Origin of the sequence: Paraburkholderia sp. CNPSo 3274 (genome assembly GCF_024206475.1) — a bacterium.
In the GTDB taxonomy this organism is placed as follows: Bacteria; Pseudomonadota; Gammaproteobacteria; order Burkholderiales; family Burkholderiaceae; genus Paraburkholderia.
Genome location: NZ_JAMBPR010000084.1, coordinates 1 through 24746 on the forward strand (window position 1 = coordinate 1; position 24746 = coordinate 24746).

Sequence of the window (24746 nt, forward strand, 5' to 3'; positions counted from 1 at the left end):
AGGTACAGGACGCGCGAACGAATACGCGTGCTGCGCGAACGCTTCCCGAACGCGCGGGTTGCCGTCGCGATCGCGGTCGACCACGCTGAGCACCCAGTAAGGGGGCTGCGTCAGTCGCTGATCGCGGCCTCCGGCGCGGATACCCTTTTCAGGGCACACCACACACTCGCCCATGCTTGTTTTCTTTATTGCAACGCCTGCACGAATCTCGTCGGCGACGAACAGCAGGAGCGCGCTGCGTGCCTTCCTCTCCGGCCATACGAGAGCGTCGATCTCCGTCATCTTCTTGTTGAGAGGAGTCCATGGCTTGAAATAGAGCATCTGCGCGAGTGATAGGAGCGGGCTCAGCGCCTGCTCTGCTGCATATGCCTCGAGCCGCTCCCACGATCTGGACTTGTCATTTAACGCGTCGACGTAAGCCCTGTACTACCGGCACCGGTACGCGAACAAGATTGCTCACGGTTCGACTGTCATGGTCGCGCGAGAGTTGCTCCTGCCACGCGAACACGACACGTAAGGTCCCTTCCAGCATCGTCGCTGTTGCCCGAATTCGATAGTCGATCACCTCTCGATCAGTCGATATTTCGGGTTCGCAGCACATGTCCGGTTGTGCGTACCACGATGCGCCACAGAACGACGCGAGTTCGACGTACTGCTCGTAACTCCACGGGTACACCCCGGCGATCCCGGCCTGATCGCCGCGCGCCTTCCACAGTTGCATGGCCGTGAAGCCAGCGCTATCGAGGGCGAAGTCCAGTTCCGTAAGGTCCGTCGCCTCGGGAATGTGAAACGCCCGCCGTACGGGGTTCCAGAAGGCATTCGCCGACACCATCGCGGCGTATCCTTCGTTGAACGCATGTAAAGCGAGCTTGCCGCCCCGATGCGGTATGCCGGCGCGAACAACAAGGCTGTCGCCTAGATGCGCGTTCGTTTGAAGGACGGGCATGCCCGGGGCGATGCCATCAATCTGTTCGTTGCTCACGCGAGTTGCTCCTGGAAAAAGACAGGGCAACTCCCTCGCGGGGCGTTGCCCTATGAGGGAAAAATGGCGCGGGTCAGGCCGCGAGTTAAAGAAGTGCGATCGGTACCGCGACAACGGTGGGCGCGGCGATGACGCTCAGACCGCAGCGGACCCAACGGAAACGATCGAACCGCGACGAGTACGACTTTCGATAAGGCCGCGGCGTGCCACTTCACGGAACGCGGCGTTGATGGTGTTCAGATGAAAGCCCAGATCGTCAGCAATGCTCCGCTGCGTGGGGAGTGCGTCGCCCGGCTGGAAGAGGCCGGAGCGTATAGCCTGTTCAATCTGGTCTGCGACAGCGACGTAGATCTTTCCGCGAATCCGCGTAAAGTCCGGTCGCCATTTCAGTTGATCGCGCCGATGGGCCGTGGGCGGCGGGGCCGCGCTGGGGTAAGAGTTGCTCGCCGAAAACATGGTGACGCGCATCCTACACCGAACGCAGGCGAATCTGCTTCGCCCACTCGCCGCCGTGAGGCAGCGCTTCAACGAACGCAGCAAAGTTTGCGCGCGCCGACGGGAGTTCAAGCACGCGCTGGGACGCAATAGCGTCCGCCAGGCTAAGCGCGTCGGCGAAGGCGCCATCGCCGGTGGCGGCGAGCGCGGCGCGCGATTCGTCGCTCGAGAGAACGAGCGAGATGAAGCGTGCAGCACGCGTTGCCTGTCCGGCAGCGACGATCCCGGCGATCGCAGCGTCGGCCTGTCTACCCATGTCGGGGTCCGACAAGGCGACGGCGTCAACCACTTCGGCATCGATGAGGCAGCGCACGATGTCTTCAGAGAATTGGTTGCAGGAGTAAGTCATCTTCAGGTTCCAGAAGGCGGAGCGTGTCCCCCAGCGGGGTGTTGACGCCCCGCTGGGTTCGAGTGGAATTCAGTTCGCTCGTCCGACGCTAGCCAGTGATGGGCGCGGCCCGGCATACACCGATACCGCGCACAGGCACACCGCAGCGACGAGCGAAGCCGCGACGGTTGCGATAACAATCTGTCGTTTCATAGGGCCTCCGTTCAGAAGGACGAAGGCCCCGGCCCCTGAAAGGGACTGGGGCCTTATCGGAAAGAGCGCGAGAGCGCGTCAGGTACAGGACTTCGGGTGGCTCGCCGGATAGACCAGCACGCGCCCGTCGTCACAGATGCGGAAATCGCCCTGCTCGCCCTTCGGCGAATGCACAACGATCACCGGCGTTTCTGCCTGGGGCCGGAGTTGCGCGTGCGTGCACGCGCCGAGGGTCGAGGTGCCGGCTGCTGCGACGAGCAGCATCAAAAAATTCATCATGAGTTTGACTCCAGAAAAGAAAGATGCGCCGCCCCCGTTAGGGGCGGCGAAAGAGATCACGCGGCTGCGCGTTGAACTGCGGGATCGGATATGGAAACCGTGATCCACTGCCCGTCCACGAAGACGTCGCGCAGGCGCGAGCCGTTGAGCGTGTAGACGTGCTCGCGACCCGCGCGCGGAGATGCCGCACGGGCCGAGCGCGTGATGCAGCTAACAACGGAAGATTGCTTCTTCAACATGGTTGCTCCTCGGGATTGAGACGAGGAGCGCCCCTTGCGGGGATTCGCTCCCCACAAGGGTTAAAAGAAAAGTCATGCGGCCAGCGCTTCTACATCGATGACGCCATCGGCCTCGAGAACAAGATCAGGTGTCTGCGAGATAAAGAATTCCCGCTCGTATCCGCCTTGCCGGAGGACCTCGCGTTTCATCTTCATGAACTGCACCTTTCGCACGGGGTCCAGCGGGCCGTCTGATTCGTCGCTGAACAACGTCTGGCACGGTTGCCCCGCATTGCGCGCGAGATACAGCGCAATGCCACGAGTCAGGCTCTCGTTGATCCATACCTTCTGCCCACCCGACATCACCGATACGGCCTTGGTGCTGTCGTTGTCGGCGTCATGGACAAGAATCTCGAAGCCTTCACGCAGATCGCCCGACGCGAGCTCGCGTTGCGTGCGAATCGCGACGGTGAAGCGCGGGCCATAGCACGCAAGCAGCAGGTCATTGACCGTCTGCGTGAGCGCGGGGCCAGCATCGTCGATCGTCAGTGCTATGACGCCGTCATTGCCGAGCCCCTTTGCCAGCAGCTTCCAGTTCGCGATTTCGTCGGACAGGCGTACCGCCCTCTCCTGCGTCGCACCAAAGCCATCCAGTTCCGCCTTCATTGCCTCGCGCTGTGTTTCACGCGTTGCGTGCTGACGGATGAGCGCCTCGATACGCGCATCGAGAGCCGTGCTGGCCTCCCGGTTTGCGAGCAGTTGCCGGTCGAGTTCCCCGATTGCGGCCGTGACATCGAAAGCTGAGAGCCTTGAAGTTTCGGCATCGATATCGCGCAGCACCGCCTGCAGGCGCGTCGTTTCGGCCTCCCGGCGTTCAGCGACCTGCACCAGTTGCACATCGACGTCGGAAAGATCCGCCTTTGCCTGTGCCATGCCGTTCGCGGCTGCTTCGAGAAGCGGCTTGCGTGCGGCGAGAGCAGTGGCTGACTCGAAAGCGCGCCGGGCCGACGTGAGTGCCACGTTGGCCAAACGAAGCTGTTCGCGTAGGGGCGCAAGGCGTGCCACGACGGGAGTCAGATCATCAGCAAGCGCCTTCTTCTCGCGATAGCTCCTGCGAAGTGCTTCGACTGCGATGCGCTGTTCACCAGCCCGCCCCGACGCATCACGCGCCTGGGCTAGCAGCGGACAGGTCGCATGCATGGCATGGCCAGCGCACGGAACCTGGTCTACAACGGCGGCTTGCTGTTGCAGCGTCGTGAGCAGCGCAGCCTTCGTTGACCCTTGCGCCTGCAGCCCTTCGAGGGCCGCATTTGCTTCGGTCAACGCCGTCTGCTTCGGCTCGAGGCCGGCGATCTCGGATTGAAGCGCTTGAAGCTGCGCCTCCAGCCTTCCGATCTCCAGCTGCGCCTGATCACATTGCGCCTGCGCGCCTTCGATCGAAGCACGCTGAGCTAGTGTCGTCTCATGTGCGGCGATGCCCTTCACGAGCGTCGTGCGTCGATCGTTGAGGCGCCGCGTCAGTTCTGTCGCATCCGACTGGATGGATGCGAGAGACTTTTGCGTGTCACCGCGCTGCTTCGCCAGTTCGCGCAGGCGTGCCTCTGCCGTTGCCGACTCGGCCTGCTTTGCCGCGAGCGTGGCGCGCTGCTGCCCGAGCGTCTGCGCGGTGGCCAGAAGGCCCTCGCGCTCGCGCCGTGCAGTTGCGATCGACTCTGCGTCCGTTGTGATCGCCCGTTCCATCTGCGCGAGCGAATCGCGCTTCAGGGACAGGGACGCGAGTTCGCGCTGGATGCCATCGAGCTTGCCACCAAGGATCTTCGCGACGTCCGCAGCTTTCGCCGAAAGTGTGCGTAGATGGTCGATGTGCAGCAGTTCGGCCAGCAGCGACTTGATCTCGCCTGCGTTGTAGGACGCAAGCGGTCGCCGGTTTTGCGCGGAGAACACGCTCGTAAAAAACGATTCGAGCGAGCCGCACACGGATTCGACACAGCGGTCATAGGTGTCCGCCTTGCCGTCAGAACGTGTGCCATCGGTCGCCACAAACGGCTGCCAGAATCCGGCCCTGTCGAGCCATGCGAGGAAGTACTCCGCCTTGCCGGTCTTGCCTGGCTTGCGGAAGGCGAACGTTGAGCGGTAGCGCACGTTGGCGTGCTCCCATTCGAAGATCTTCTGCGCCTGGACGCCACAGAGGTGGTCCCAGTACGAGAAGGCGTCGACGGAGAGCTTCGCGGCGTGCGAAGGCATGATGCGGTACGGGTGCAGGTTGTCCATGAGGGTGGATTTCCCTGCGCCGTTTGCGCCCTTGAGCGCAATCAGCCCCGTTGGCAACGCCTGCAGGTCGAGAGTCACGCTGTCGCGCTTCATCCCGTCGCGCACACCGATAAACCCTTCGAGCGTGAGGATCAGCGGTCGCATGGCATACCCTCCCCGACCGGCGAGTCGTGCAGGTAGTCGGACGGCAGCCAGGGCACATCGTCATCGTCAGGGAACGGCGCGGCGATCACCGGATCGATCGGCTCAGGTGCCGGCACGATCGTGCCGTCAATGGCGCGTTCGAGCGCCGTGCAGGCCGCGCGAAACCGGGTACCTGCCAGTTTCAGCAGTTGTTCCCAGCTGTCACACGCCGTGAGCGCTTTCAGTTCGCGAGGTGACCACTGGCTCGCATAGCCGTGGCTATGCGACCAGAGCAGATTCGTCATCTCGACGTCAGGCGCCACGACGAGCTCAAGCTCGGCGGCGTCATCTTCATGGACCATCACGACAAAGCCGTGGCGGACCGCAATCACGGCACCGCGCGCGGGACCGTAGGGTTGATGGAAAAGCCCCGCAGTAAATCCGGCGTGCTTCACGAGAAGCTGCTGGATCTCGCGTGCGGGAGACGTTGCATTGAAATGCTGGACCCAGTCGGGACCAGCGGGATAAAGACCAAACATGGGGAACACTCCAGAGTAAAAGGACGGAGTGCACCCCCTTCGGGAGATCGCTCCCCGTCAGGGTCAAAAAAGAAAATGGATGCAGCAGTTGCTGCGATCGATGCGCCGGTGGCGCGGGTGAACCTTGTTCCGGCAGTGCGCTCATCGAGAAACCGCGAGCGCACTGGCGGGACACAGCTGTGTCCACGAGTGAGCGGGCCGTACGGGCCCCGCCCACTGGTTGGCGACTAATGTTGCCTGCTTAAGCCGCAAAGAGATCGCCTTCCAGCCAGTCGAGAGCCTCGCCTGTGTTCCCGCTCACGCTGGACGCGGGCGAGACAACGACACGAGAACCGTCCGGCCGGACCGCATCGGACGGCGTGCCCGCGACAAGTGCCAGCGGTGTGGCCGCTGGCGACTGGTCGAGTTGCGCCATCACGGCGTCGGCGATCGCGTTCGCATCGCCGGTATCGAGCAGTTGCAGACGCTCGAGAACCGGTGCCGCGTTCACGTCGGCGACTTCACACCACCTGCCGAGCTTTGCGTCGACCGATGTCTCCAGGCTGATGCCCTGTGCGCGACTGCGCACGACCGGGAGAATGCGGGGTTCGAGCTTCACGCCCTGCGCGTTCGCGAACATTGCTTCAATTGCAGCACGGTCGACCGACTGCCGGTGCTCCTCATCGACCTGCCAGCGAACGCGCACAAACGCGTCGCCAGCATCGCTCGCAAACTGCGCGAGTCGTTCCATGTCGGGCGGACCATCAAAGTCGATGCAAAGCATGCGGCGCGCGGGCGTTGGGACCAGTTCAGCCGAGGCCGAATGGGTATCCACTTCCCATAGCAGGTAACCCTTCTCGCCCTGCTCGCCGAAGTGAAAGCGACCGATCGATCCCGCATACGCGATCAACGACCCACCGCGCTCCCATGACTGGAACTTGTGGATATGACCGAGCATGAACGCCGAGCACTGCGCGTCGAAGAGCGCCGAGAGCGAGAACTCGTGATCGAGCCCCGCCATCGTGACACCGTGCTCCGTTTCGCAGCCGACTATCGTACCGTGCGAGATGCCCACAGTCGCGATGCCTGCTTCACGCAGACGCGCATTCACCTGCCCCGACGCTGCCAGATACGTCGAGAGTACGTCGCCGAGATCCGTCGCCGCGACGAGTGCGCCAACACTCGCTGCGAACTGCCCTTTATTGACGGTCGGCAGACAGGTGAAAACGGCGTCGGGTTGCATCGCCACTACCTGCGCGAATTCGCGTTCGTTGAACAACGGCCCCGCCGATGCGAGGAAGCGTCCATTCGCAAACGCAACCTGCTGGATGCGGCTTGCGATGAACACCTCGTTGGTCGAGCCCATGAGCGCAAAAATGTCCAGCGTACCGGGTGGCTCATGCGAGAACGTGCCCTGCAGCATGATCACGGGCATCGAGGCCGCGAGACGGTGAATCCGACGCGCGAGCGTGACGAGCGCCGGTGAATGAGCGTCGAGTCGATGGTCAGTCGAATCACCGGACACGACAGCTACGCGCGCACCTCGCATGATCGCGTCGTGAGTAGCGGAACTGAAACAGCGGTCCGCTTCGTCGAGTCGCTCAGGCGAGTAATGCAGGTCAGAAAAATGTGCGATCTTCAAGACGCACCTCCGTAAACGAAAAGTGGCCGCCGGATGGCAGCCTCAATGGGATGAACGCCGTCGTACGGCGAAGGAAGAGTCAGTCAGCCCTGCGAGGGGCCGGCCATGGTCAGTCACGCATCGCCGCACGAACCGCACTCTCGATTTCGCGATCAAGCTTTTCGCGATTCTCGAGTGCGCCTTCGAGACGAGCGTTCATGCCGTCGACGTCGGCGAGGCGTTGTACCCAGCCTCTGCCGTAAGTTGCGTGAGCGAAGACCCGGAAGTCGCGCTGCCGGTCCTCCACGCTCAGTCCGAGGCGGCTGAGCAAGTCCGACATGCGGTCGCGCTTTTCTTCAAGCGTTTCCGCTGTCGGCGACCCGGATGGCTGCAAGCCGAGTCCCTCGACAACCTCATGAGCATCGCTCGCGGCACCTGCTGGCCCTCCTGCTGGCGTGAGCGGGTACACGTTGGTCGCACCCTCAAGCAGCGCCGCAGCCTCCGACGCAACAGCGATCGCCGGCGGATGATCTTCCGCGCCGTCGAGCAACGCACTGATGTCGATATCCGCGTCGAGCACGGTGAGCATCTGCATCTGACGCACTGGCTCGCTTTGCTCGTTGATTCGCGTGATCTCAAATTCGCGCTTCGAGATCCAGAACCGCGTGCCGGTGAGCTTGCCCCGCGCTAGCGCCACGGTTTGCATCGCCGAATACGCTTTCTGGAGCACGTAGATCGAGTTCGTCGGTAGCTCGATGAGGCCGAGCCCCTTGATCTCGGGGACCGCGAAGATGAAGCGCGCCGAGAGGTTGCATTGCCGCGCCTGATACTGCGGGCACCCCTGCGGATTGCACACGCCGTCGGGTATCGCGTTGTCCTGCCGCAGCATGATCGAACGGGGTCCGAAATTGCGTTGCGCCCGCTGGGCCCGTACGTCGCGTTCCGGCTTTTCGTACTGCTTGCAGAAGCGTGTGCCATCGGCGCCGTACTCGGAGAAGAACTTCCGCCCGGTCGTGCCCCACGTCGCCATCTCGTTCGGGATGTTGGCCATCCAGTCGTTGAAGGCGAAGACAACGGGGAAACGATAGAGCTTCCGACCGTCGCCGCGATCCTCGCCATAGAGGCGCAGGATTTCGTCGGCCACATCCGGGTTGGTGAAGTCGGATCGACGGCAGGTGAAGTACGGGACGTTGCGCGGTGCGAGCGCGTTTCTGAGCTTGCAGCGCCGCTCGATCTCGTCGCCGATTTTCTCGAATGACTCGCCAGCAGCGACGAGTTGCTCGTAGAGCTTGACTGCCTGTTCGTTTTGCCTCGCGGCAGACGTCAGGACCTTGATGCCGGGACGAATCCGGCCGATGACGGGGGCGCGTGGGGCACGCTCCTCGACGATGCTGCGCACGGGCGCAGCGCCCAACGGAACAACAGCGTTCATGAGGGTTTCCTCGCAAGAAAGAAGATCGCCGAGGTGCGCATCTCGCTGGCCGACTGCTCCAGGTTCGATGCCGCCGCCTCTCCGCGGCGTGTGGCGATATGGGACAGGAAAACGCGGCGCTCGCCGTCGGCAAGCATCGCGATCTGGGCGACCTCACAGCGCGCGCGCCAGGCGCCCGTTGTGGTGTCGGTAGTCGCGCGTTCGCTTTCGATCGTGCTGCTGATCGTGTCGGCGATGCGCTGGTCAAGGCCATTGGGAAGAAGCATGGGAGCGTCTCCAGACAGGGAATGTAAAAACACAGGACGAAAAAAAACGCGCTCCCCTGGCAAGAGGAACGCGTTCTGGATTCGGATAAAGATGACCCATGCGCCACGTCCCTTTCGGGGACGTGGCGCACAGGGAGCCGTGAGGCTCATAGCAGGGAACGTTAGGTCGTTCCCGGCGCGACATGATCACGTCGCGCGAACAGCCCTTTTCCGAAAACATGAGTTTTCGCCGCAGGTTCACGGGTCAGTCCACTTCGATCGTTCTACCCAGATGGGTCTGGAGAGAGACACCCGAATATCCGGGCTCGAACGATGTCGCGGCGCAAATGAATGCGGCCGGCGACGAGTATCACGACTGACGAGAGGGGAGCAGGTGGCGAGCCGCTCAGCACGAGAGATATTCCACACCAGCAGCCAGCTGGTCGGAGCATGCCGTAAAGGCACGACTTGAGGCAGAAGATGGACTCCGGGCTACGGAGTCGAGGTCGATGCGTCAGGAGACGCGAGCAATGGAGTCAGTATCGCCAAAAAAACGTGGGTGTGTGCCTGGAATGGTGGCCAATATCGTGCAGCTTTTGCCGGAAATCTGCAGACGAATCAGGAACACAATGACAGGTGAGAGAGACCACACCCGAACAACATCATGGCCGCCGTTCTTGAAACTGCGCCGCAACCGGAGGAAACCCCCGGCAACGCGGCACAGGGCGGGGCGCCCGACGCACCCGCCCCGCTCACCGCTGTTCCTTCAGGCACCGGGCTCAAACCCATCGAGCGCCTGACGAGCGATACACGCTACGCGAAGATCATCCCGGATTCCGCCCAGGTGACGACGCTGAAGTACAGCTCCATTTTCGTCCGGACATTTCTCCGTTCGGACTACAACTTTTGCGCCTCAAAGATTTCGGTCGCTCGAGACGGCAAGCTGCGCGCGCTCGACCACGCTATCCGGGAGACGACCGAGTGGTTCACGAAGGCGATCGTATGGACCGAGCAGCTCGGCGCTCGCCATCTCCCGCGACGGTACGAGACGATTGAACTCGAAGTCAAACGTCCGCTCGCCGGCCAGCTTGTCCGGTGCCTGACCCAGTACGAGCGCCTGTTCGCCCGCGCATGGTCGGCCCACGCATCGCACCTGCTTAGCCAGGAGCGATGCACGGCCACACTGGCAAACGCCGAGAAGAAACTCAATCGCATCACGCTGCTGTGCGTGCCCGACAACGAAGAGTACGACTTCGACGGCACGCGCCGCGAAGGCTGACCCCCGCAAGACGGCTGATTGTTCCGGCTTGACTTCCACGCCGGACGGCTACGCTCGACAGTACCCCAGTGAGGAGAACGTCCATGGAAATCGACCTTCGCGAGGTTCACGCGCTGCATGCGCGCTTTGCCCGCGAACACTTTGTCATCGACCTGGAAAATCAGGTCAAGGCCCTGCCCGCGCCGCTGCTGCTTGCGCACGAACCTGCGGCCAGCACGTCGGCCGTGCGGCGGGCGTGGAATGCGCGTTGGCGGCTTGGCCGCACGGCGCTTATGGTTGCGGGCGGCGCTGCCGTCTGTGGCTTACTGGGCATGGGCGTGGCCCGCCTCATTCCGTTAGTCCACGGCGATCGCTCTCACGTTGCAGCTTCAACGGACCTGCACGCCACTTCCTCGGCGAGAGTGGATATTCCGACCGAGGCTTCCGTGCCGGCCGCATCGGCGCCAGCCCTAACATCGCAGGACCTGCTCACGGGGCCTGGTCGTGCTAACTGGAGCGCCGCCGTTGATCCGGCCACCGTGCTCCGGCAGGCGCCCCAAACCCGTGAAAGCGTGCCGACGAGTCCCATGATGTCGGCGAGCGCACCGGACGAACAGAAGGCGCTTGCCTCCCCGCTGCGCCAGCACGTCGTGCAGGTGCCGCAACCTCAAACGAGCGCGCCGGCAGCAGTCAAACCGGTGCCGGCTGCCGCGCCGAATGCTGCTGTAACTCCTGCCCAGCCCAAGGAAGATCAACCGGCGCCGCGACCAGTCGTGCGTCACGTGGGCCGCCCTCACACCTCACCGGCGCGAACGGAGCAGCAACCGAGCGTCGAAACCGCGAAGTCTCCGGCAGCACCGGGGCAGCGCAACGGCGACGTACAACTCTTCTGAAGGACACCGGACCATGAAATCGCAACACACGCTCAATGTCACGCTTCTCGCGCCCGGTTCCACGATCGAGGGAAATTTGATCCTCGACCACGGCGTTAGCCTATTCGGGATCGTCGACGGAAACCTGATCAGCAACGAAGGGCTGCTCCATGTCGGCGCAGGCGGGCTGGTGAAAGGTCAGATCGAGGGCGAGCACGTGCGCATCGACGGCACGGTCGAGGGCGACCTGCGCGCACGCGGTTCGCTGGAGATCAACGGCCGCGTGAGAGGGAACATTTTCTACTGCGGGACCATCAGGCTTGGCGAGCGCGCCTCGCTCGAAGGTCAGCTGAAACGCGTCGCGCGCGAACTCACAATAGACGGCGCGGTCGCGCCCGAGAACTCGAACGTCCAGCACCTCCCGCGAGCATCAACCGGCTCAGCGTAATCTCGTCGTCGTATTAACCGTTAGGCGCAGTCATTGTCTCCAATGTGAAACACATGACAGGCCCACCTATGTGTTCAGACGACGGGAGTCTGGGGGACGGATTCGGCGCCGGGTCGTGAGTGCGGGGGGGTAAACTCCAACCGATAAAGTCGACACGACGAGCGCCTTATTCGTGATCAAGCCGTGGCAGGTCCGTTAGCCTTCGGCCCCCATCGGAATCAGTGGCCACCGTCTCGATGCTTTGGCGTCCGGCGTCGTCGACGACAGAGCGGACTTCCGGACCTGCGACGCGCTGCCCATCCAGCGGAAAGACCGTTACGACGGTGTCGCCCTTAGCCAGTGCGTCTACCACTTCGATTACAGGCGATGCGTGCGGTGTGACCTCAAATTGGTCTCCGCTCACGGACACCTGCCCCCAAAGCACGTGTGTAACCCTTTCCGGATTCCCACCCACCCGAACCGCCGTTATAGCGTGCACAGCCATCGCTTTCCCTCCAGTGTTGGGGGAAATCCTAGCACGAGCGAAATCATCAGCCAGCTTCCGGCTTCTCATCCCTGTGGAGCCGGCGCCTCCTCAAAATCCAGCAGGCAAATACACGAGTCGAGATCAGAAAACCACGCATCGACCTGAGCGTAGTCAAACTTGTCGACGGCAAACACACGGCCATCACGGGCGCGAAGAATAAAAATCGCTTCGAACGCTGTCGTACCGATCATGCAGACGCCTTTGTCTTGCAGATCGCGCTCTTCGGTCGCGTCGACGATCTCGTCCGCTTTCCACAGCGAGCCTGCTTGCGAGCAGAGGCCGTTCGGATGCTTAGCGAGATAGGCGGCGAACGCCTCAGGCACCGCCACATTGAATTTCGAAGTGAACCAGCTTGCAAACCACTCAGGCGCCTGCCCGATCCCGGCTTCTGTCACGCTTTCCCCCTTACCCTGCGTCGAACGGCAGGCGAAGTAATACACATAACATTCAGACCTCGGGCACCTGCGATTCGTGGATGAAACGTGTGGGTGGATTCTTGCGGATCGAAGTGATCGTGAGTGTTTCGCGGGCGCGTGTCATCGCGACGTAGAACAGTCGCCGCTCCTCCGATTCAGGGCTTTTCTGGTCGGGCACCACGTTCTCCTCCGACCGCGTGATCCACACATGGTCCCACTCGAGACCCTTGGAGCTGTGCATCGTGGTTAAGACCAGCGCATCCGGCGCCGGCTCGTTGTTCGCCCGCTTCAGGAACTCGATGCGTTCGCTGAAAGAGCCATTCAGGCGGGAAATCACGTCGTAGGTCGCGAGGATCGCGCGCTCCGCGGCTTCCTTGCGCACGTACAGCATCATCCACTCCCGCACGCCCTCAAGCGCGAGTGAATAGAACTGCCTCTCGCATAGCGCCTGCCATTCTGCAAGGCGCTTCATGAAACCACGATAGGCCGTTGCGGTGTCCTCGGACAGGCCAAACGCGATCAGATCCTTTTTCTGCTTCTGCGCGAGCGTCGCACCCATGGCGTTGTGCAGGGCCGTCAGGTCGCGCGTGCTCATGCCCGCATAGCCAAGTACCGCGTCCAGACCGTTGAGCTTTATCCGCTGGACGATTTGCAGCAGATTGCGCATGAGCGCGCCCTCGGGCTGGTCGAGCACGGAGCGGCCTGACGCGCGGTAATACTTCACGCCATACGAGCGGCACACTGCCTCTATCGGGTCCAGCACCCGGTTGGTGCGGGAGAGAATCGCGCACGACTGCCCGGCGGCGAGCAGCGGCTTCAGCGCCTCGACGGCGGCCGCGGCGTCATCGTATTCGTCGTTGAACCGGCGAGCCACGACGGTACCGCCCGCACCCTTTTCCGCATGCAGCACCTTCGCGATCCGGTCTGTGTTGTGCTGGATGAGCCGGTCGGCAGCGGCGAGGATCTCGGACCGGCAACGATAGTTGCTGCCGAGGACGACGCGTTGGGCGTCGAATTTCGTGGCGAAGCCCTCCATGCCACGAAACCCCATCGCTGCGCGGAACCCATAGATGCTCTGATCGTCGTCGCCCACGACGGTCACGCGCGCGCCGGCGGCAGCATGTAATTCCACCCAGCGGTATTGCAGTGGGTCAGTGTCCTGGAACTCGTCGACCAGCAGATCGGTGAATGCGTAGGGTTCGATATCGCCCGACTCCATGCCAGCGATCGCGAGACGCAGCATGTCCTGGAAGTCGATCTTGCCGTTTCGCGCGAGTGCGTCCTCATATGCTCCGTACAGGATAGCCTCGGGCGACCCCTCGATCGCGTGCGTGATGCCCGTTTTGAGTTGCTCGATGACGGGTACCGCTTCCTCGACCTTCCAGTTCAGACCGGTCTCTGCAAGCACGCGCATCAGCAGGCCGGTGCGGTCGCCGTCCGACGCGATGTCGCGACGCTTACCACCCGGGCGTCCGATCTGCCTGAATCCCAACGAGTGGAACGTACCGGCGATCAGCCGGGCCTTCGCGCTTGCGCCGGCAAGCGTGAGAATGCGATCTCGCAACTCCATCGCCGCATCCTTGCTGAATGTGACAGCCCCAACCCTGCTGCCGGGCGCGGCGAGCAGTGATGCGGCCTTGGACGCGATCGTTTTCGTTTTGCCGGCGCCCGGGCACGCCACGGCCAGGCAATGCCGCTGTGCCTGTGCGACTTCGAGCTGCCGGGGGTTAAGGCCGTCGAGCATGGCGCGTCACTCAGAGGCCGCGAACGGAGGTCATCAGGCGCAGATGGGTCATGTAGCCGCGCACGCCAACCGGATGGAACTTGCGTAGAAAACGCGCGGTTTCCTCATCGACGTCGGACTGGTCGCGCACGCCGTTCCAGACCAGAAAATCGAATTGATCCATCACCTTGTCGAAACGCGTGATGACGGACAGCAGGCGCATGGCGAAGCGCGAGAACGCCTCGACCTCGATCTCGAGCGACGGCTTCGTGACGGCAGGACGGAACACGATATCGCCGCGCAGGGTCATTTCGCGTTCGGTCCGCTCGCGAAAACCGTCCGCGACCTGCAACTGCTCATCCACGTATGCTTCAAGCGCTTCCACCTGCTTTTCAAACCAGGCGTTCACGCTTCCCTTGTCGCGCTCGCCAAAGGTCGCGTCGCCGAAACGTTGCATATTGATGCTCATACGGTTGAGGTACGGCCACCACTGCTCGAAAAGCGGCCGCAGGCGCGTGTGGTTCAGTCGAACCGCAGCAGGCACGATCGCGGCGCCCGAGAGCTGCCTTTCCAGCAGCTGACGGCCGATTTCGCGGCGGCGGCGGACGATCACTGCACGCTCAGCGGGCGGCAGATCGCGAAAGAAGCGACGCGTGCGTTCGACCTGCTGACGCTTGTCGTCGGCCTCCGCGTCGCTGATCATGCCTTCGCGCTGCAGCGTTGCCGCGTCGCTTTCCATCTGCTGCAGTTCGGTCTCCAGCTCGCCGTCGTCGGCGCCGTCCGTTGCAGCCGTCACGCCCGGCGCGCCAACCACGGCGGTGCCATCGGAGCGCGAGTTTTCAGCCTCGGACGTCGTCGCGAGAGGGATACCGGTGCCGGATGCCGCCGCTTCGACAAGGACAGCGTCTTCGTTGTTGGTGCTCATGGTTTCGAATTCCTGTGAAAGTTGCACGCGCACCAGCGCGCGGCATTTGCTTATTGTTGCGGCGGACAGGCGGGGCTCGCGGGCAAAACGCGTGGAAATAAAGCGGCTTTCGCGCGATAGACCGCAGCAGGACTGGCGACGACGTGCCCTCGTTTAGGCGCCTAAACGCTTAAATGCAAAAAGCTCACGTTTTTCGTGAGCTTTTCTGGAGTGGAAAGTGTTAAGCCGGACGCGTCAGGCCGACGAACTGACAATCCAGAGAAGCAACGGAAGGAAGATTGCCAGTATGGTCCACCACTGCGCGATGAGCGGCACCGGCAGCACAAGGACGACAAACGCACAGCCCAGTACGACAAGCATGCCGTGCATCGCGAGATGGAAAGACAGCGGGCTGGCGAAGCCCGCGGCGGCCGCGCGTATGCGGCGGCGCATTGTGCCGTCCACCCACCCGGCCATGCACAGCACAACTGTTCCCGCGAGCCACGCCTTCATCACTATGGCGCGATAGAGCGCGCGGTACGTCTGCATCCAGAAATGCCGTGCCCAGCCACGCGCAAAGTCCCGGGTGCCATCCGCGTCAAATCCGTCGCCACCGCCGCTCAGTGTCGCCTGGACCGCGCCGGTGGTCACGAAGAGCCGCCGAAACAGTACGTTTGTCGCGTCAACTGAACTCGACGCGCGCTCATCACCCAAGGCCAGGACTGCCGACTGCGACTCCTCATCGCTGATCGCGAACAGGCTATCTGCCGGGATGATGGGTAGAAGGACGCTGGCCAGCAGCGGAACAACAAAGAACCACCACTTCACATGTCGAACGAATCGGCTGCTAGCCATAGAGCCACGCTCCGACGCGGAAAAAGAGATACGCGGGGAACGCGATGAGGCCTGCAATACCGCACCAGAAGCGGACTGGATTGCGGACGATCACGATGGCGAGGCCATACGCCCGGGCGCCCCGTCCGCGCGCAAACTCACGCGGTGCGGGTGCGGCGGGGTCATCCTGCGCTGCGGCTGTCGTGAGCGCGCGTTGCGCGTCGTCTGGGTCAAGCCCCGACAGCAGCGCTATCAGGGTAGCTGTGAGCGACATCGTAGTCCTCAAAGTAGAGCCGGAAACCTTCGCCTGTGAGCGCGCGCGCGGCAAGCTGGAAGGCGGCGGTCTTATGCGTGATGCGTTCGGGACACGCTTCGTCGACCATCTCCGTGGTGCAATCGGGAAAGCGCGCCTCAAACACAGTTACAGGTTCAAACATTGGCGACCAGACATAAAGTCGTTCGCCCTGACGCGCCACGTATCGACGCGCGTACAGGAGGTGCGACCGACTAAAGAGGCCCTGCATGAATGCAACGTGTGGCTCGCCGGTCTTGCGTACGCGCTTGTACGCAGCCAGTCCGTCCTCAAGCATTTCGCGCATGAGCGGTTCACTCTCGCCGACAAACCGCTCGCCAATGAAGTCGGCCAGACGCGAGCATGCGAGTTCCAGTTCGGGTGCAAGCGTGAACACCGGGACGAGATGACCCGAGAGCTTGTAGTCGCGAATGATTTTCTTAAACACGGTGGAAGTCATGCCTTTTTTATTTAGCCTTGCAAGATTGGAATACGGCCCTGATACACAGCGCCACCGGAGATGCGCATGAAGTACTGCAGGTTGGGCAGCCGCTGGATGAGCGCAGTCGGTATGAGCGGAGCCTTTTCCAGTTGAAGCGAACGTGTGATGCCACCGTTGAATTCACCGATGTGGCCTTCACTCCCACGGCTCGTGGACCCGGAAATCTGGATGTTCCGAATCGCGGTCTCGCCGACCTTGTCCGAGAACCACTGTGCCGTGTCGCTGTCCTCCAGTCTAAGGATGACCTGGTTGTTGAGGTTACCCAAAACCTGCAGCATCTTCGCGGCGTTTCCGAGTTTGGCTTCCAGATCCGAGCGTGTCTGGAACGCGACGAACGCCTTGAAGCCCGCGCCGCGGCCCTTGTTCAGAATCTGGATAACCTGTTCGTTGATCGCTTCGGCAACTTCGTCAATAACCAGAACGACATCGGGATTGGTTTTATAGAAGTTGTAGATTGCGCCGCACACTGCGGCGACATCGGCAAGAACCAGCGACGCTATTGCCTTCTGCACGATGCTGTTTGAGAGCGAGTCGAAGCCCATGTAGAGGACCGCTTTCTGCTTGATGATGCGATCGATGTCCCATATTTCCCGTTCGTCTTCGAAGTCCTCGACCTTCGGCGCGAGCATGAGACCCGTCTCGCCAGTAGCGAGCATCTGCAGCAGAGGCATCACCGAAGCGATCACCCGAGTGTAGTGGTCGCGATCGTGCGTGTGAGTCGCGATGAGGCCGTCGATTGCCTCGTGACCGTGGTCCTCGTGGGCATATCGTTCGTTGTAGAGCAGCACCATCGCATCGACTTTCGACACGCTGCCGGGCTTGCCACCGATCTGGGTCAACGTCGTCGCGACGAGTTCCTCCCAATTTGCGAGACCCGCGTCGCGGAAGAAGCGCTCAAGACTGCGCTCCAGGAGCTTGGCGACGCCCGCCTGCGCGTATTTCAGGATCGAGCGCAGGTTCGGTTTGTCGCCGACGTACAGTTCCCCCTTGACCGCGCGGTCGATGAACAGGAACGCGAAATCGCGGAACGGCCCCTCCTCCATAAGCTGCGCGATGCGCCCGGGGATTTCGGACGGCTGGGACCAGTTCTCGAGGGGGTTCAGGCGAATCGACTCGGAAGGCTTCGCCTGGCTGAAGTAAAGGAACTTGCGCCCGGTGCGCGCGCATTCGCGCTCCACCCGCGCCTTCCAGTCCTTGTCGTTCTTTGGGTCGATGATGATGAGCACGTCGCCCAGATGGATGACCTGCGTGGACAACACCTCATAAGTGCGGGTCTTGCCGGAGCCAGTCGTTCCACCCACTGCCGTATGGCCGCCCATAGCCTTGTAGTGGAATGGAACGAACCCCTTGTCGGGCTCCATGCCATGGATCCACGACGCGCCCTGCGGCATGCGATCCCGGATACTGTCAGCGGGCGCAAAGATCTTCTCGATCGCCTCCTCGATCTGGCGGCCGTGCCGAGTCTTGCCCAGCCATTTCGGGAGCCCCGGAATGTCCGTCGTCGGCATACGCAGGATGTCGTGCGCGATCTGGCAGTGCTTCTGCGTCCACTCGAAACCCATGCCGAGGTACATCGAATCGCTCTCCTCGCGCATGCGCTTCTGGATGCGCAGGAGACGCGGTACGTCAAGCGTGGTGAGCCACTTGGTCGAGATCGCCATGCGAAAGCGCAGCGCTTTCCACACCTGCCGACCCCGAAGCAGCAACGGCAGAAGCGCAGCGAGTCCGAATGCCCACCCGTACGGCATACCCGTGAATGGAAGCACGACGAACGCGGCCAGCCAGAAGATCGTCGCGCGAAATTCGTAGATCGGCCGGAAGTGATTGATGTAATTTGTGGTCGCGTTCATTCGGCGCCCCGCTGAAGGATCAGTTCGCCCGCGCGTGGCGCGAACACTATCTCTGCCTGCACATTTGCGACGAGCAGGCCTCGCTTGCGAAGGTGTTCAACGAGCGTGTCACTCGGCACGCCGTAACTTCCAACGAGACGCTTGGGCACCGCGAGCCCCTTCTCAGTCCAGTTCACCTTCGCTTGACCTGCGGCAACGTCCTCCCGGAGCGCACGGAAGAACTCGCGGATCATGTTCGGTTGACCCTCCAGCACCTGGTCGAACCCTTCGGGCACCGCCGCGGGCGCTGGGCGTCCAGCCGGACGAAAAGAAGCAGCATCGACGGACGGCTGCGGCTGCTTCTCGCCTGAAAACGGCAGGCCAAGCTGCGATTCGTCTTTCGGGCGCGGCTGTGGCGACGCGGCTGGCGAGCGCGACGGCTCACCGGCCTCCTCGCGATCAGGAGCGGGCGCCGCCGTTGCTGCGGGGGTTGCGGCTGGAGCGCGAGCGGGCACGTCAGCGGCACTAGGTTCCGCTTCGGCAGGTGCCCCGGCACTGGATTCCGCAGTAACCGGCCGCACAACCGCGGCCGGCGCGGGAGGCGCAGATGCAATGGGTGCGGTGCCGGCGGCTGCCGTTGGCGCAGGCGTCGGCGTGACTACCGGCTGAACGGCCGCCGCCACGTTGATTGCGGGTGGTACAGGGTATTGAACCGCCTCGAAGACTGCGTGTTGCGCTTTTTTGTCAAAGTCTGCAGCGACCGCGACGGCCTGGCGCACGACTTTGTGTACGAGCGACTCGCCAGGTGGCGCGGTGACCGTTGGATTGATCGCGCCAAAGAGATGAGCAAGCACCCCTGCCTCGTACCCGGCAAGCAGTTCGTGGCCAATGAGATTCTGCGCAAACAGCGCCGTGCGCATCCGCTCGACCGGGAGCGGCGTTGGCCTGCGCTGGAGCGCGTATGTGTCGCCACCGAGCCAGGGTCCCAGTGCCCCATGCCCAGCCGGACTCCACTCCGCCTGGTCGCGGCTTCGAAGCACGACAAAATGGCGGTAGGGTTCATCGAGCCCCGAGCAAAGAGCCGCGATAAATACGGCGTGGTTGTACTGTGGCTCGACGTGCCGCCGCTTTTCCGATGACAGGTTCGTGCCGAACTTCTGGCCACCGGCGAGCCGCATCGCGTAGAACGCCGTTTCCACCGTGCAGCGAAACGCCCCACCGGGCTCACGGTACAGATCCGGAGAATACGGAAGGCTCGAAAACCACGTGGCACAACGCGCGAGCAGGTCGCCCCAGCGCGACCGGTACTCGCCGTCACTTGCCTCGTTGGCAGCCTGCCGGATAAGCGCGACGCGGCGATCGTGCGCGGCGAGCAGCGCCGGGGCGTCCATCGGTTGATGCATGGCCGCGGCGCTCACAGGATACCTCCCGTGGCTACGCTCGCCGCCTTCTTCATCATCGAACCAGATGCGTTGGCGCCGCCGCCAAACATCCCTGCCATCTTGGGAATTTCGAACGAGAGCAGGAAGACGAAGAGTGAAAGGTCAAAGACGTATGAAGCACCTTCGGCCGTCGAGAGACCCATTGCGGTTGCTTCGTCGATAGCCTGGTTGAGCGACGTCGCAACGAGCTTGAGCAGGATCGCCGAGACCACGCAGTACATGCCCGCGCTGACCATGTAGTCAAGCCAGGACTTAAAGTAGCCACGCGTGTATGACGAAAATCCAAGCGCCACCGCAATCTGGCCCATCACAATCCCGACCGCGGCCTGGATGAGACCGAGGTTGTTCATGAAGGCAAAAACGATACTGGTAATCACCAGAACGATGTAGGCGAGCAGCAGCGGAAACATCGAGATGGTGAGCGCGACGTAGTTCGTCCACGACGTGCCGTTGTACGCCTTGACGACAGCCTCCATGACCGCGCCGCCTGCTGCGGCCATGGACGACGAAACGCCCTGCCCTGCGCCCGACTGGATCATGTTCGCGAGCGTCTGGAACCAGTTGTAAAAGCCCGGCGCGAAGGTTTGGTAGCTCACGTAGATCGACGCAAAGATGCCGAGTGTCCCGATCTCCTCGAACACCGTCACCCACGCAGACACGGGATCCCGGGTCGCGGAGTACCGGATAAACGTCAGGACCAGCGTGATAACGCCCAGGCCTGCGGCGAACTTGTCGGCTTCGCTCTTGATACTCTGGCTCACGGTGACCGCCGCCGGGATCGCCGCCGCAAAGAGCGATGCTGCCTTTGCCGCCGCCTTGGTAGCGCCGGCGGCGATCTCGCCCTTGGTCATCGTTGAGCCGAAGGTGTCGTTGCCCGACGACGATTGTGTGACCGTGGTGCCTGTTGACTCGGTGATCTGTTGCCCGAGCGCCGGGGAGTCGTCGGCCCATGCGGACGATGCAAGAAGCCCAAGACTCACGAGTGCGAGGCAGGCCCAGAACTGTCGAAAGCGCATCTTGCCCCTCAATTTCCGTTGGGCAGTGCGTCGAATGCTGCACGCTCGGCGGCCTGCTGTGCGGTGTAGGACTGCGCGGCCGACAGCCTGTCCTTCGCCGCGGCATTGGTCGAAGCCTGCTGCTGGGCGTCGTTCTGGGTTTTCGCCGCCATCATCTGAAGCATGTCGGAATTCTGGCTGCTGACGATGTCCAGGTAGTGGGTCGTGATTTCCGCCGTCGCCTGCTGGGTCGGCGTGAGTGACAGTTGCGACTGCAGGTCCGAACGGCGCTGGGCGAGGGTCTGCGTGTGCTGCATCACGTCGTTGCCCATCTGGAACAGGTTGGTCGCCGTCGCATCGCCCTGCTTGTAAAGCTCGCTCATGTCCGAGAGCCATTGGGTAGGCGACTTGCCCGACGTCGAGATGAGGTTCTGCACATGAGTGACGTAGGACGAGCCCTGCTGCAGGCTCCCGTATAGTTGCGTAAGCGTTGACGTGAGACTGCTTACTTTCGAAATATCGCCGGTGATCTGGTCGTACTGTGCCTTCATGGCCGTCGGGTTCAGATTCGTGGCCTGCAGCAGCTGGTTGGCCATCATCTGGTACTGATAGGCGATGTTGGTGTCCTGATAGATCTCACCCTTCACAGCCTTCGCAGCAGTAATGAAGTTCTGTGCAAAGTTGGTCGGGTCGAACACCACGAGTTGGGCGCGCGCCGCCGAGGACACGCAAAGGAGCGTTGCCGTAGCGACGACGGCACGAAAAAGGGTCTTTTTCATTCTTGGTTCCTCAATCAGAAAGAAGCATTTCGCGCATGTAGTTGTCGGCCCAGTTCTCATCGCCCGACGTGAAGTGGCGGTCGAGTACGCTCTGCGCGCGTCCATCTGCGCGCAGAGCCGCGAGCGTCTCCTTGTCGAAGCTCGCCTGAAGCATGCGGGTTTGCGTGGGCGTCACCCACAGGTAGTCGCGATTTGGAATCGCATTGACGATCATGTCGATCTGTCCTTCGCTGAGGCCAAACACGTCGCCGTAGAGCTTCATGTTGCTTCGCGCGTCCGGGTTGGCCAGATAGAAGATGTTCTGCAACTGCTCCTTGAGCACCTCGAAGTTCGCGACCCGCTCGAGCTGCTTGAGCGACTGCGTGGCCAGCGCGAGCGTGCCGTTCAGACGCCGGATCGTCACAGCCCACAGTTCGAGGCGTGCATAGAAGCGTGGGTACAGGAAGAAGAAGCCGCATTCCTCGACCTCGATGACGGTGAAGCGCGTGCCGTCCAGCCACTGCGAGATGCGGTAGAACGCGTAATCGGTAAAGAGGAGCGCCGCTTCCGGGTTGTTCTGGAACAGATCGCCGCATTCGATCGAAAGGTTGTCCGAGAGCGCGAACGCATCGTCCACATGGTCGAAGAAGTTTCCGTTCTTCTCCCCCTTCGTCCAGATCCGCAGCCGCTCGCGCAACTCGGCCGACAGCAGTGTGGTCAGGAACGACAGGGTCCAGTACTCAGGGGCGTAGCCAGTCGCGAGCATCGCGACCCGCTCGAAGATTTCGCGTTCCTGCGTCGGAGTGCATTTGAATGCGTCGTCCTCGATCGCCATCTGGACCCACGTCGCGACATACGCGTAGTGTCGTTCGTCCGACAGCAACGAAAGAGGGTTGATCGGCGTCGCCGCCTCGTAACGTCCCGTTACGTCGATAAATTTGCCGCCCGAGAGCACCGTCGGGATGCGCGTGGATCGTTCCTTGTCGAAGCGGATACGGCGCGCGTCGTGACGTGCCATCTGCGAGAGCAGGAAGTTCAGCAGCATCGTCTTGCCCGCGCCATTGGGGCCCACGACCAGCAAATGTGAGCGGCCGCCCGGGTGATGGAGAACGACCCGCTGCAGCGTCCGGTGGCGCGTAGGCAGGATCGTCGTGGCGCCAGTCTTGCGGCCGAACTGTTGCGTCAGCCACTCATTAACTTCAGGCCCCTCCGGTACCCCACGCACCGGCGCGACGTCCGACACAGCGGCCGTTTCCACAAACTGCAGTCGCTTTTGTTGGTCCCAGCGTCCTGGCAGCGTCGAAGCCCAGGCGGCGCCGAGGTTGTCCTTTTCCAGCACGAGGCCGAAGCCCGCGTTGCTCAGTCGCCCGACTACGTCGGAGGTTGCCTGGTCGCATTCCTCCATCGTGTCGCCGTAGACGAGGACGGAAATGTTCGCGAAACCGTATTGGGCGCCCTCGACGGTCAGCCTCTTGAGCGCATCTTCGGCTTCGTCGGCAAGAGTCTCGCGTCCCTTATCGTTCTTCTGTTCTTCCTTCGCGAAGAATTGCTTCAGGATTGCCCACGGGTTGATTGCCGCCGCCTTGAAGAACTTGCGCACGGACTTGATGAAGGCTTCCGCGCGGCTTGCACTCAGGAACCGGTACATCACGCAGATGTCGAGCTCCGCATCCACGTCGCAGAGCACATCAAGCGCGGCTTCCTGGAACCCAAGCCATTCCTTGACAGCAATGATCTTCGCAAAGCGCTTGCCATGTGCAGACTCGAACAGCAGGTGTTCAGCGCCGTAGGTGACAAACGATTCGGTCAGATGCGTGTCGAGCATCGTGACCGGATACCGCACGCGCCGCGGCGGCACCGAAGGATTGGCTGTCTGGTGCAGATGGGCAAGTGCGTTCTGCAGTTCAAGACGCTTCATCTTGAGCCGACCCATGCCGCCACGGAACGCATCGAGCAGGCCCTCGAACCGGCGTATGTCGGCGGTCAACTGGTCGATGTCGAAAGCGAACGCGTTGCGCGTGAGGACCTGATCACGGATCGCCTCGAAGGCAGCAAGGGGCATGGACTTGCCACCGATCTTCAGGTGGTAGCCGACTTTCTCGAAGAACTTGTTGAAGCCGGTCTCGGGCGTGAAGGCAAGCGACAACGAGTGCGAGTTGCGAAAGAACTTCCCGCTCCCGATGTTCTGCCGGTTGATCGCGTCCAGTCGAGTATCGAGCGGCGAAGCGAATTCGCCGTCGATCGCCCCTTTCACCCTGCGGTGCGAAAGCCGCCACCACGCCGTGACCCGGTGGTCGAAGTTCTTGGAGGCATTGTCGAGGTTGTTTCGCGCCGCTGTGATGTCGCTCGTGTTCGGGGTATCGGCGTCAACACCTTCGAATGTGAACGAGGTCAGCAGAGACCCATCCTTGTCGAGGACCAGGTCCGGCGTGACCATGGTGATCCATGGGGCGATTTCCTGGATGGGCCGGCGCGCAAGTGCACGCCGTTTTCCGGGCTTCAGCATGACAGATCCTGATCGAAACCATAGGGACGCCGAAAGCGGGCAGACGACTTGCCGCCCGGTGTCGGCTCATGGACGTCGGGGTAGCGGTTGTAGACGAGCATGACCAGGCGCCACCAGGGGTCGCGCGAGCTCATCCACCGCAGGAAGAAGTGCATCCCCATGCCGAGGCCAATGAAGCCGATCGAGCTTACGAGGTCGAACCCGCACGCGTAGCAGAGCAAGAGCGTGATGAAGGCATTCGCCTGCGCGAGCAACCGGTCTGCCCCGCCAATCTGGCGAGGCAGGGACAGGCCACGGCTGACCTTGACACGGTTACGTACAGACATAGGAAATTTTGAAGTGGTCCTTGAGAACCGGAATCGCACAGGCAGCGAGACCAACACCCACGAACACGCTGCCGAGGACCTTGCCGAGCGTGCTTTCCGAGTTCGCGATCGCGATGAAAGCGATGATCATGACGACCAGACCGATACAGAAGAGCCAGGGACCGCTGATGTAGTTCGAGATCAGGCAGATCGCGTCTGTCGCAGGGCCTAGATCGCTCAGATCGGTGGAGGTGGCGGACGCGACGGGGGCGATCGCGCTGAGCGCGGCCGCAATCAGCGTTGTGCGCAGTTCGCGGCGGCTGAACAGACGCGAGCACGCCGTGCGCACCCGGCTGGTGGCGTTTTGAAGGAAAGAGACAAGGTACTGCTTCATCGTTGGTCCACTCCAGT

At 62.2% G+C, this 24746-nt stretch carries 26 protein-coding genes and 1 pseudogene; 3 read left to right on the plus strand and 24 right to left on the minus strand.

Annotated features, from left to right (window positions below; genetic code table 11):
* The 11 genes and pseudogenes from M3I54_RS36920 to M3I54_RS36970 all read right to left on the minus strand — a co-directional run.
* Positions 1 to 321, minus strand: a pseudogene (locus M3I54_RS36920) (hypothetical protein); the annotation flags it as partial.
* A gap of 76 nt (positions 322 to 397) precedes the next feature.
* Complete coding sequence (locus M3I54_RS36925) at positions 398 to 982, minus strand: hypothetical protein (protein WP_254344692.1); 585 nt, start codon at positions 980 to 982, stop codon at positions 398 to 400.
* Positions 983 to 1117: 135 nt separating this feature from the next.
* On the minus strand, positions 1118 to 1438 hold the full coding sequence (locus tag M3I54_RS36930; protein WP_254344695.1) for a GntR family transcriptional regulator: 321 nt from the start codon (positions 1436 to 1438) through the stop codon (positions 1118 to 1120).
* A gap of 13 nt (positions 1439 to 1451) precedes the next feature.
* On the minus strand, positions 1452 to 1826 hold the full coding sequence (locus tag M3I54_RS36935) for a hypothetical protein (RefSeq protein ID WP_254344696.1): 375 nt from the start codon (positions 1824 to 1826) through the stop codon (positions 1452 to 1454).
* 270 nt (positions 1827 to 2096) lie between these two features.
* On the minus strand, positions 2097 to 2297 hold the full coding sequence (locus M3I54_RS36940) for a hypothetical protein (RefSeq protein ID WP_254344698.1): 201 nt from the start codon (positions 2295 to 2297) through the stop codon (positions 2097 to 2099).
* Positions 2298 to 2353: 56 nt separating this feature from the next.
* On the minus strand, positions 2354 to 2536 hold the full coding sequence (locus M3I54_RS36945; RefSeq protein ID WP_254344700.1) for a hypothetical protein: 183 nt from the start codon (positions 2534 to 2536) through the stop codon (positions 2354 to 2356).
* A gap of 72 nt (positions 2537 to 2608) precedes the next feature.
* Positions 2609 to 4930, minus strand: coding sequence for an SMC family ATPase (locus M3I54_RS36950; protein WP_254344703.1), 2322 nt, complete (start codon positions 4928 to 4930; stop codon positions 2609 to 2611).
* Positions 4918 to 5448 (minus strand): hypothetical protein, encoded by a 531-nt coding sequence (locus tag M3I54_RS36955; protein WP_254316887.1) that lies wholly within the window; start codon positions 5446 to 5448, stop codon positions 4918 to 4920. The genes M3I54_RS36950 and M3I54_RS36955 overlap by 13 nt, the downstream gene beginning before the upstream one ends.
* A 241-nt stretch (positions 5449 to 5689) precedes the next feature.
* On the minus strand, positions 5690 to 7069 hold the full coding sequence (locus M3I54_RS36960) for a metallophosphatase family protein (protein WP_254344706.1): 1380 nt from the start codon (positions 7067 to 7069) through the stop codon (positions 5690 to 5692).
* Positions 7070 to 7178: 109 nt separating this feature from the next.
* Positions 7179 to 8480 (minus strand): hypothetical protein, encoded by a 1302-nt coding sequence (locus M3I54_RS36965; protein WP_254316889.1) that lies wholly within the window; start codon positions 8478 to 8480, stop codon positions 7179 to 7181.
* Positions 8477 to 8746 carry a hypothetical protein gene (locus M3I54_RS36970; protein WP_254316890.1) on the minus strand — a complete coding sequence of 90 codons (270 nt, stop codon included), beginning with the start codon at positions 8744 to 8746 and terminating at the stop codon, positions 8477 to 8479. Before M3I54_RS36970 ends, M3I54_RS36965 begins: the two co-directional genes overlap by 4 nt.
* Before the next feature lie 643 nt (positions 8747 to 9389).
* Between M3I54_RS36970 and M3I54_RS36975 the strand changes: the two genes are divergently transcribed.
* From M3I54_RS36975 to M3I54_RS36985, 3 genes are all read left to right on the plus strand, one after another.
* On the plus strand, positions 9390 to 10004 hold the full coding sequence (locus M3I54_RS36975; RefSeq protein WP_254316891.1) for a DUF1845 domain-containing protein: 615 nt from the start codon (positions 9390 to 9392) through the stop codon (positions 10002 to 10004).
* A gap of 83 nt (positions 10005 to 10087) precedes the next feature.
* Positions 10088 to 10876 carry a hypothetical protein gene (locus M3I54_RS36980; RefSeq protein WP_254344708.1) on the plus strand — a complete coding sequence of 263 codons (789 nt, stop codon included), beginning with the start codon at positions 10088 to 10090 and terminating at the stop codon, positions 10874 to 10876.
* A 13-nt stretch (positions 10877 to 10889) separates the two neighbouring features.
* Positions 10890 to 11303, plus strand: a complete 414-nt coding sequence (locus M3I54_RS36985; RefSeq protein ID WP_254316893.1) for a polymer-forming cytoskeletal protein — start codon at positions 10890 to 10892, stop codon at positions 11301 to 11303.
* Between the two features lie 549 nt (positions 11304 to 11852).
* Here the strand turns inward: M3I54_RS36985 and M3I54_RS36990 are convergent.
* From M3I54_RS36990 to M3I54_RS37050, 13 genes are all read right to left on the minus strand, one after another.
* Complete coding sequence (locus M3I54_RS36990; RefSeq protein ID WP_254344710.1) at positions 11853 to 12269, minus strand: hypothetical protein; 417 nt, start codon at positions 12267 to 12269, stop codon at positions 11853 to 11855.
* Between the two features lie 7 nt (positions 12270 to 12276).
* Complete coding sequence (locus tag M3I54_RS36995) at positions 12277 to 13989, minus strand: ATP-dependent helicase (protein ID WP_254344712.1); 1713 nt, start codon at positions 13987 to 13989, stop codon at positions 12277 to 12279.
* A gap of 10 nt (positions 13990 to 13999) precedes the next feature.
* Entirely contained in the window at positions 14000 to 14893 is an 894-nt protein-coding gene (locus M3I54_RS37000) for an ATPase (RefSeq protein ID WP_254344714.1), read from the minus strand.
* Between the two features lie 234 nt (positions 14894 to 15127).
* Positions 15128 to 15727: a DUF4400 domain-containing protein gene (locus M3I54_RS37005; protein WP_254316897.1), complete on the minus strand. Its 600-nt coding sequence runs from the start codon at positions 15725 to 15727 to the stop codon at positions 15128 to 15130.
* Entirely contained in the window at positions 15720 to 15980 is a 261-nt protein-coding gene (locus M3I54_RS37010; RefSeq protein ID WP_254316898.1) for a hypothetical protein, read from the minus strand. Before M3I54_RS37010 ends, M3I54_RS37005 begins: the two co-directional genes overlap by 8 nt.
* Complete coding sequence (locus tag M3I54_RS37015; RefSeq protein ID WP_254344716.1) at positions 15937 to 16458, minus strand: hypothetical protein; 522 nt, start codon at positions 16456 to 16458, stop codon at positions 15937 to 15939. Before M3I54_RS37015 ends, M3I54_RS37010 begins: the two co-directional genes overlap by 44 nt.
* Before the next feature lie 11 nt (positions 16459 to 16469).
* A complete protein-coding gene (gene traD, locus M3I54_RS37020; RefSeq protein ID WP_254316900.1) occupies positions 16470 to 18350 on the minus strand; it encodes a conjugative transfer system coupling protein TraD in 1881 nt (626 codons plus the stop codon).
* Positions 18347 to 19732 (minus strand): TraI domain-containing protein, encoded by a 1386-nt coding sequence (locus tag M3I54_RS37025; protein ID WP_254344718.1) that lies wholly within the window; start codon positions 19730 to 19732, stop codon positions 18347 to 18349. Before M3I54_RS37025 ends, traD begins: the two co-directional genes overlap by 4 nt.
* Before the next feature lie 11 nt (positions 19733 to 19743).
* Positions 19744 to 20787: a type IV secretion system protein gene (locus M3I54_RS37030; RefSeq protein ID WP_254316902.1), complete on the minus strand. Its 1044-nt coding sequence runs from the start codon at positions 20785 to 20787 to the stop codon at positions 19744 to 19746.
* Positions 20788 to 20795: 8 nt separating this feature from the next.
* Positions 20796 to 21545, minus strand: a complete 750-nt coding sequence (locus M3I54_RS37035; RefSeq protein WP_254344720.1) for a DUF4141 domain-containing protein — start codon at positions 21543 to 21545, stop codon at positions 20796 to 20798.
* A 10-nt stretch (positions 21546 to 21555) separates the two neighbouring features.
* On the minus strand, positions 21556 to 24030 hold the full coding sequence (locus tag M3I54_RS37040; protein WP_254344722.1) for a VirB4 family type IV secretion system protein: 2475 nt from the start codon (positions 24028 to 24030) through the stop codon (positions 21556 to 21558).
* Positions 24024 to 24356 (minus strand): VirB3 family type IV secretion system protein, encoded by a 333-nt coding sequence (locus M3I54_RS37045; protein ID WP_254344724.1) that lies wholly within the window; start codon positions 24354 to 24356, stop codon positions 24024 to 24026. Before M3I54_RS37045 ends, M3I54_RS37040 begins: the two co-directional genes overlap by 7 nt.
* On the minus strand, positions 24343 to 24729 hold the full coding sequence (locus M3I54_RS37050) for a TrbC/VirB2 family protein (RefSeq protein WP_254316906.1): 387 nt from the start codon (positions 24727 to 24729) through the stop codon (positions 24343 to 24345). Before M3I54_RS37050 ends, M3I54_RS37045 begins: the two co-directional genes overlap by 14 nt.
* Between the last annotated feature and the right edge of the window lie 17 nt (positions 24730 to 24746).

Coding starts and splice junctions, on each gene's coding strand:
- traD (WP_254316900.1), bottom strand. CDS start 18,350: ATGAACGCGACCACAAATTACATCAATCACTTCCGGCCGATCTACGAA.
- M3I54_RS36945 (WP_254344700.1), bottom strand. CDS start 2,536: ATGTTGAAGAAGCAATCTTCCGTTGTTAGCTGCATCACGCGCTCGGCC.
- M3I54_RS37040 (WP_254344722.1), bottom strand. CDS start 24,030: ATGCTGAAGCCCGGAAAACGGCGTGCACTTGCGCGCCGGCCCATCCAG.
- M3I54_RS36965 (WP_254316889.1), bottom strand. CDS start 8,480: ATGAACGCTGTTGTTCCGTTGGGCGCTGCGCCCGTGCGCAGCATCGTC.
- M3I54_RS36940 (WP_254344698.1), bottom strand. CDS start 2,297: ATGATGAATTTTTTGATGCTGCTCGTCGCAGCAGCCGGCACCTCGACC.
- M3I54_RS37050 (WP_254316906.1), bottom strand. CDS start 24,729: ATGAAGCAGTACCTTGTCTCTTTCCTTCAAAACGCCACCAGCCGGGTG.
- M3I54_RS36930 (WP_254344695.1), bottom strand. CDS start 1,438: ATGTTTTCGGCGAGCAACTCTTACCCCAGCGCGGCCCCGCCGCCCACG.
- M3I54_RS36995 (WP_254344712.1), bottom strand. CDS start 13,989: ATGCTCGACGGCCTTAACCCCCGGCAGCTCGAAGTCGCACAGGCACAG.
- M3I54_RS37000 (WP_254344714.1), bottom strand. CDS start 14,893: ATGAGCACCAACAACGAAGACGCTGTCCTTGTCGAAGCGGCGGCATCC.
- M3I54_RS36985 (WP_254316893.1), top strand. CDS start 10,890: ATGAAATCGCAACACACGCTCAATGTCACGCTTCTCGCGCCCGGTTCC.
- M3I54_RS37015 (WP_254344716.1), bottom strand. CDS start 16,458: ATGACTTCCACCGTGTTTAAGAAAATCATTCGCGACTACAAGCTCTCG.
- M3I54_RS36955 (WP_254316887.1), bottom strand. CDS start 5,448: ATGTTTGGTCTTTATCCCGCTGGTCCCGACTGGGTCCAGCATTTCAAT.
- M3I54_RS36935 (WP_254344696.1), bottom strand. CDS start 1,826: ATGACTTACTCCTGCAACCAATTCTCTGAAGACATCGTGCGCTGCCTC.
- M3I54_RS37035 (WP_254344720.1), bottom strand. CDS start 21,545: ATGAAAAAGACCCTTTTTCGTGCCGTCGTCGCTACGGCAACGCTCCTT.
- M3I54_RS36970 (WP_254316890.1), bottom strand. CDS start 8,746: ATGCTTCTTCCCAATGGCCTTGACCAGCGCATCGCCGACACGATCAGC.
- M3I54_RS37025 (WP_254344718.1), bottom strand. CDS start 19,732: ATGCATCAACCGATGGACGCCCCGGCGCTGCTCGCCGCGCACGATCGC.
- M3I54_RS36950 (WP_254344703.1), bottom strand. CDS start 4,930: ATGCGACCGCTGATCCTCACGCTCGAAGGGTTTATCGGTGTGCGCGAC.
- M3I54_RS37010 (WP_254316898.1), bottom strand. CDS start 15,980: ATGTCGCTCACAGCTACCCTGATAGCGCTGCTGTCGGGGCTTGACCCA.
- M3I54_RS37045 (WP_254344724.1), bottom strand. CDS start 24,356: ATGTCTGTACGTAACCGTGTCAAGGTCAGCCGTGGCCTGTCCCTGCCT.
- M3I54_RS36975 (WP_254316891.1), top strand. CDS start 9,390: ATGGCCGCCGTTCTTGAAACTGCGCCGCAACCGGAGGAAACCCCCGGC.
- M3I54_RS36980 (WP_254344708.1), top strand. CDS start 10,088: ATGGAAATCGACCTTCGCGAGGTTCACGCGCTGCATGCGCGCTTTGCC.
- M3I54_RS37030 (WP_254316902.1), bottom strand. CDS start 20,787: ATGCGCTTTCGACAGTTCTGGGCCTGCCTCGCACTCGTGAGTCTTGGG.
- M3I54_RS37005 (WP_254316897.1), bottom strand. CDS start 15,727: ATGGCTAGCAGCCGATTCGTTCGACATGTGAAGTGGTGGTTCTTTGTT.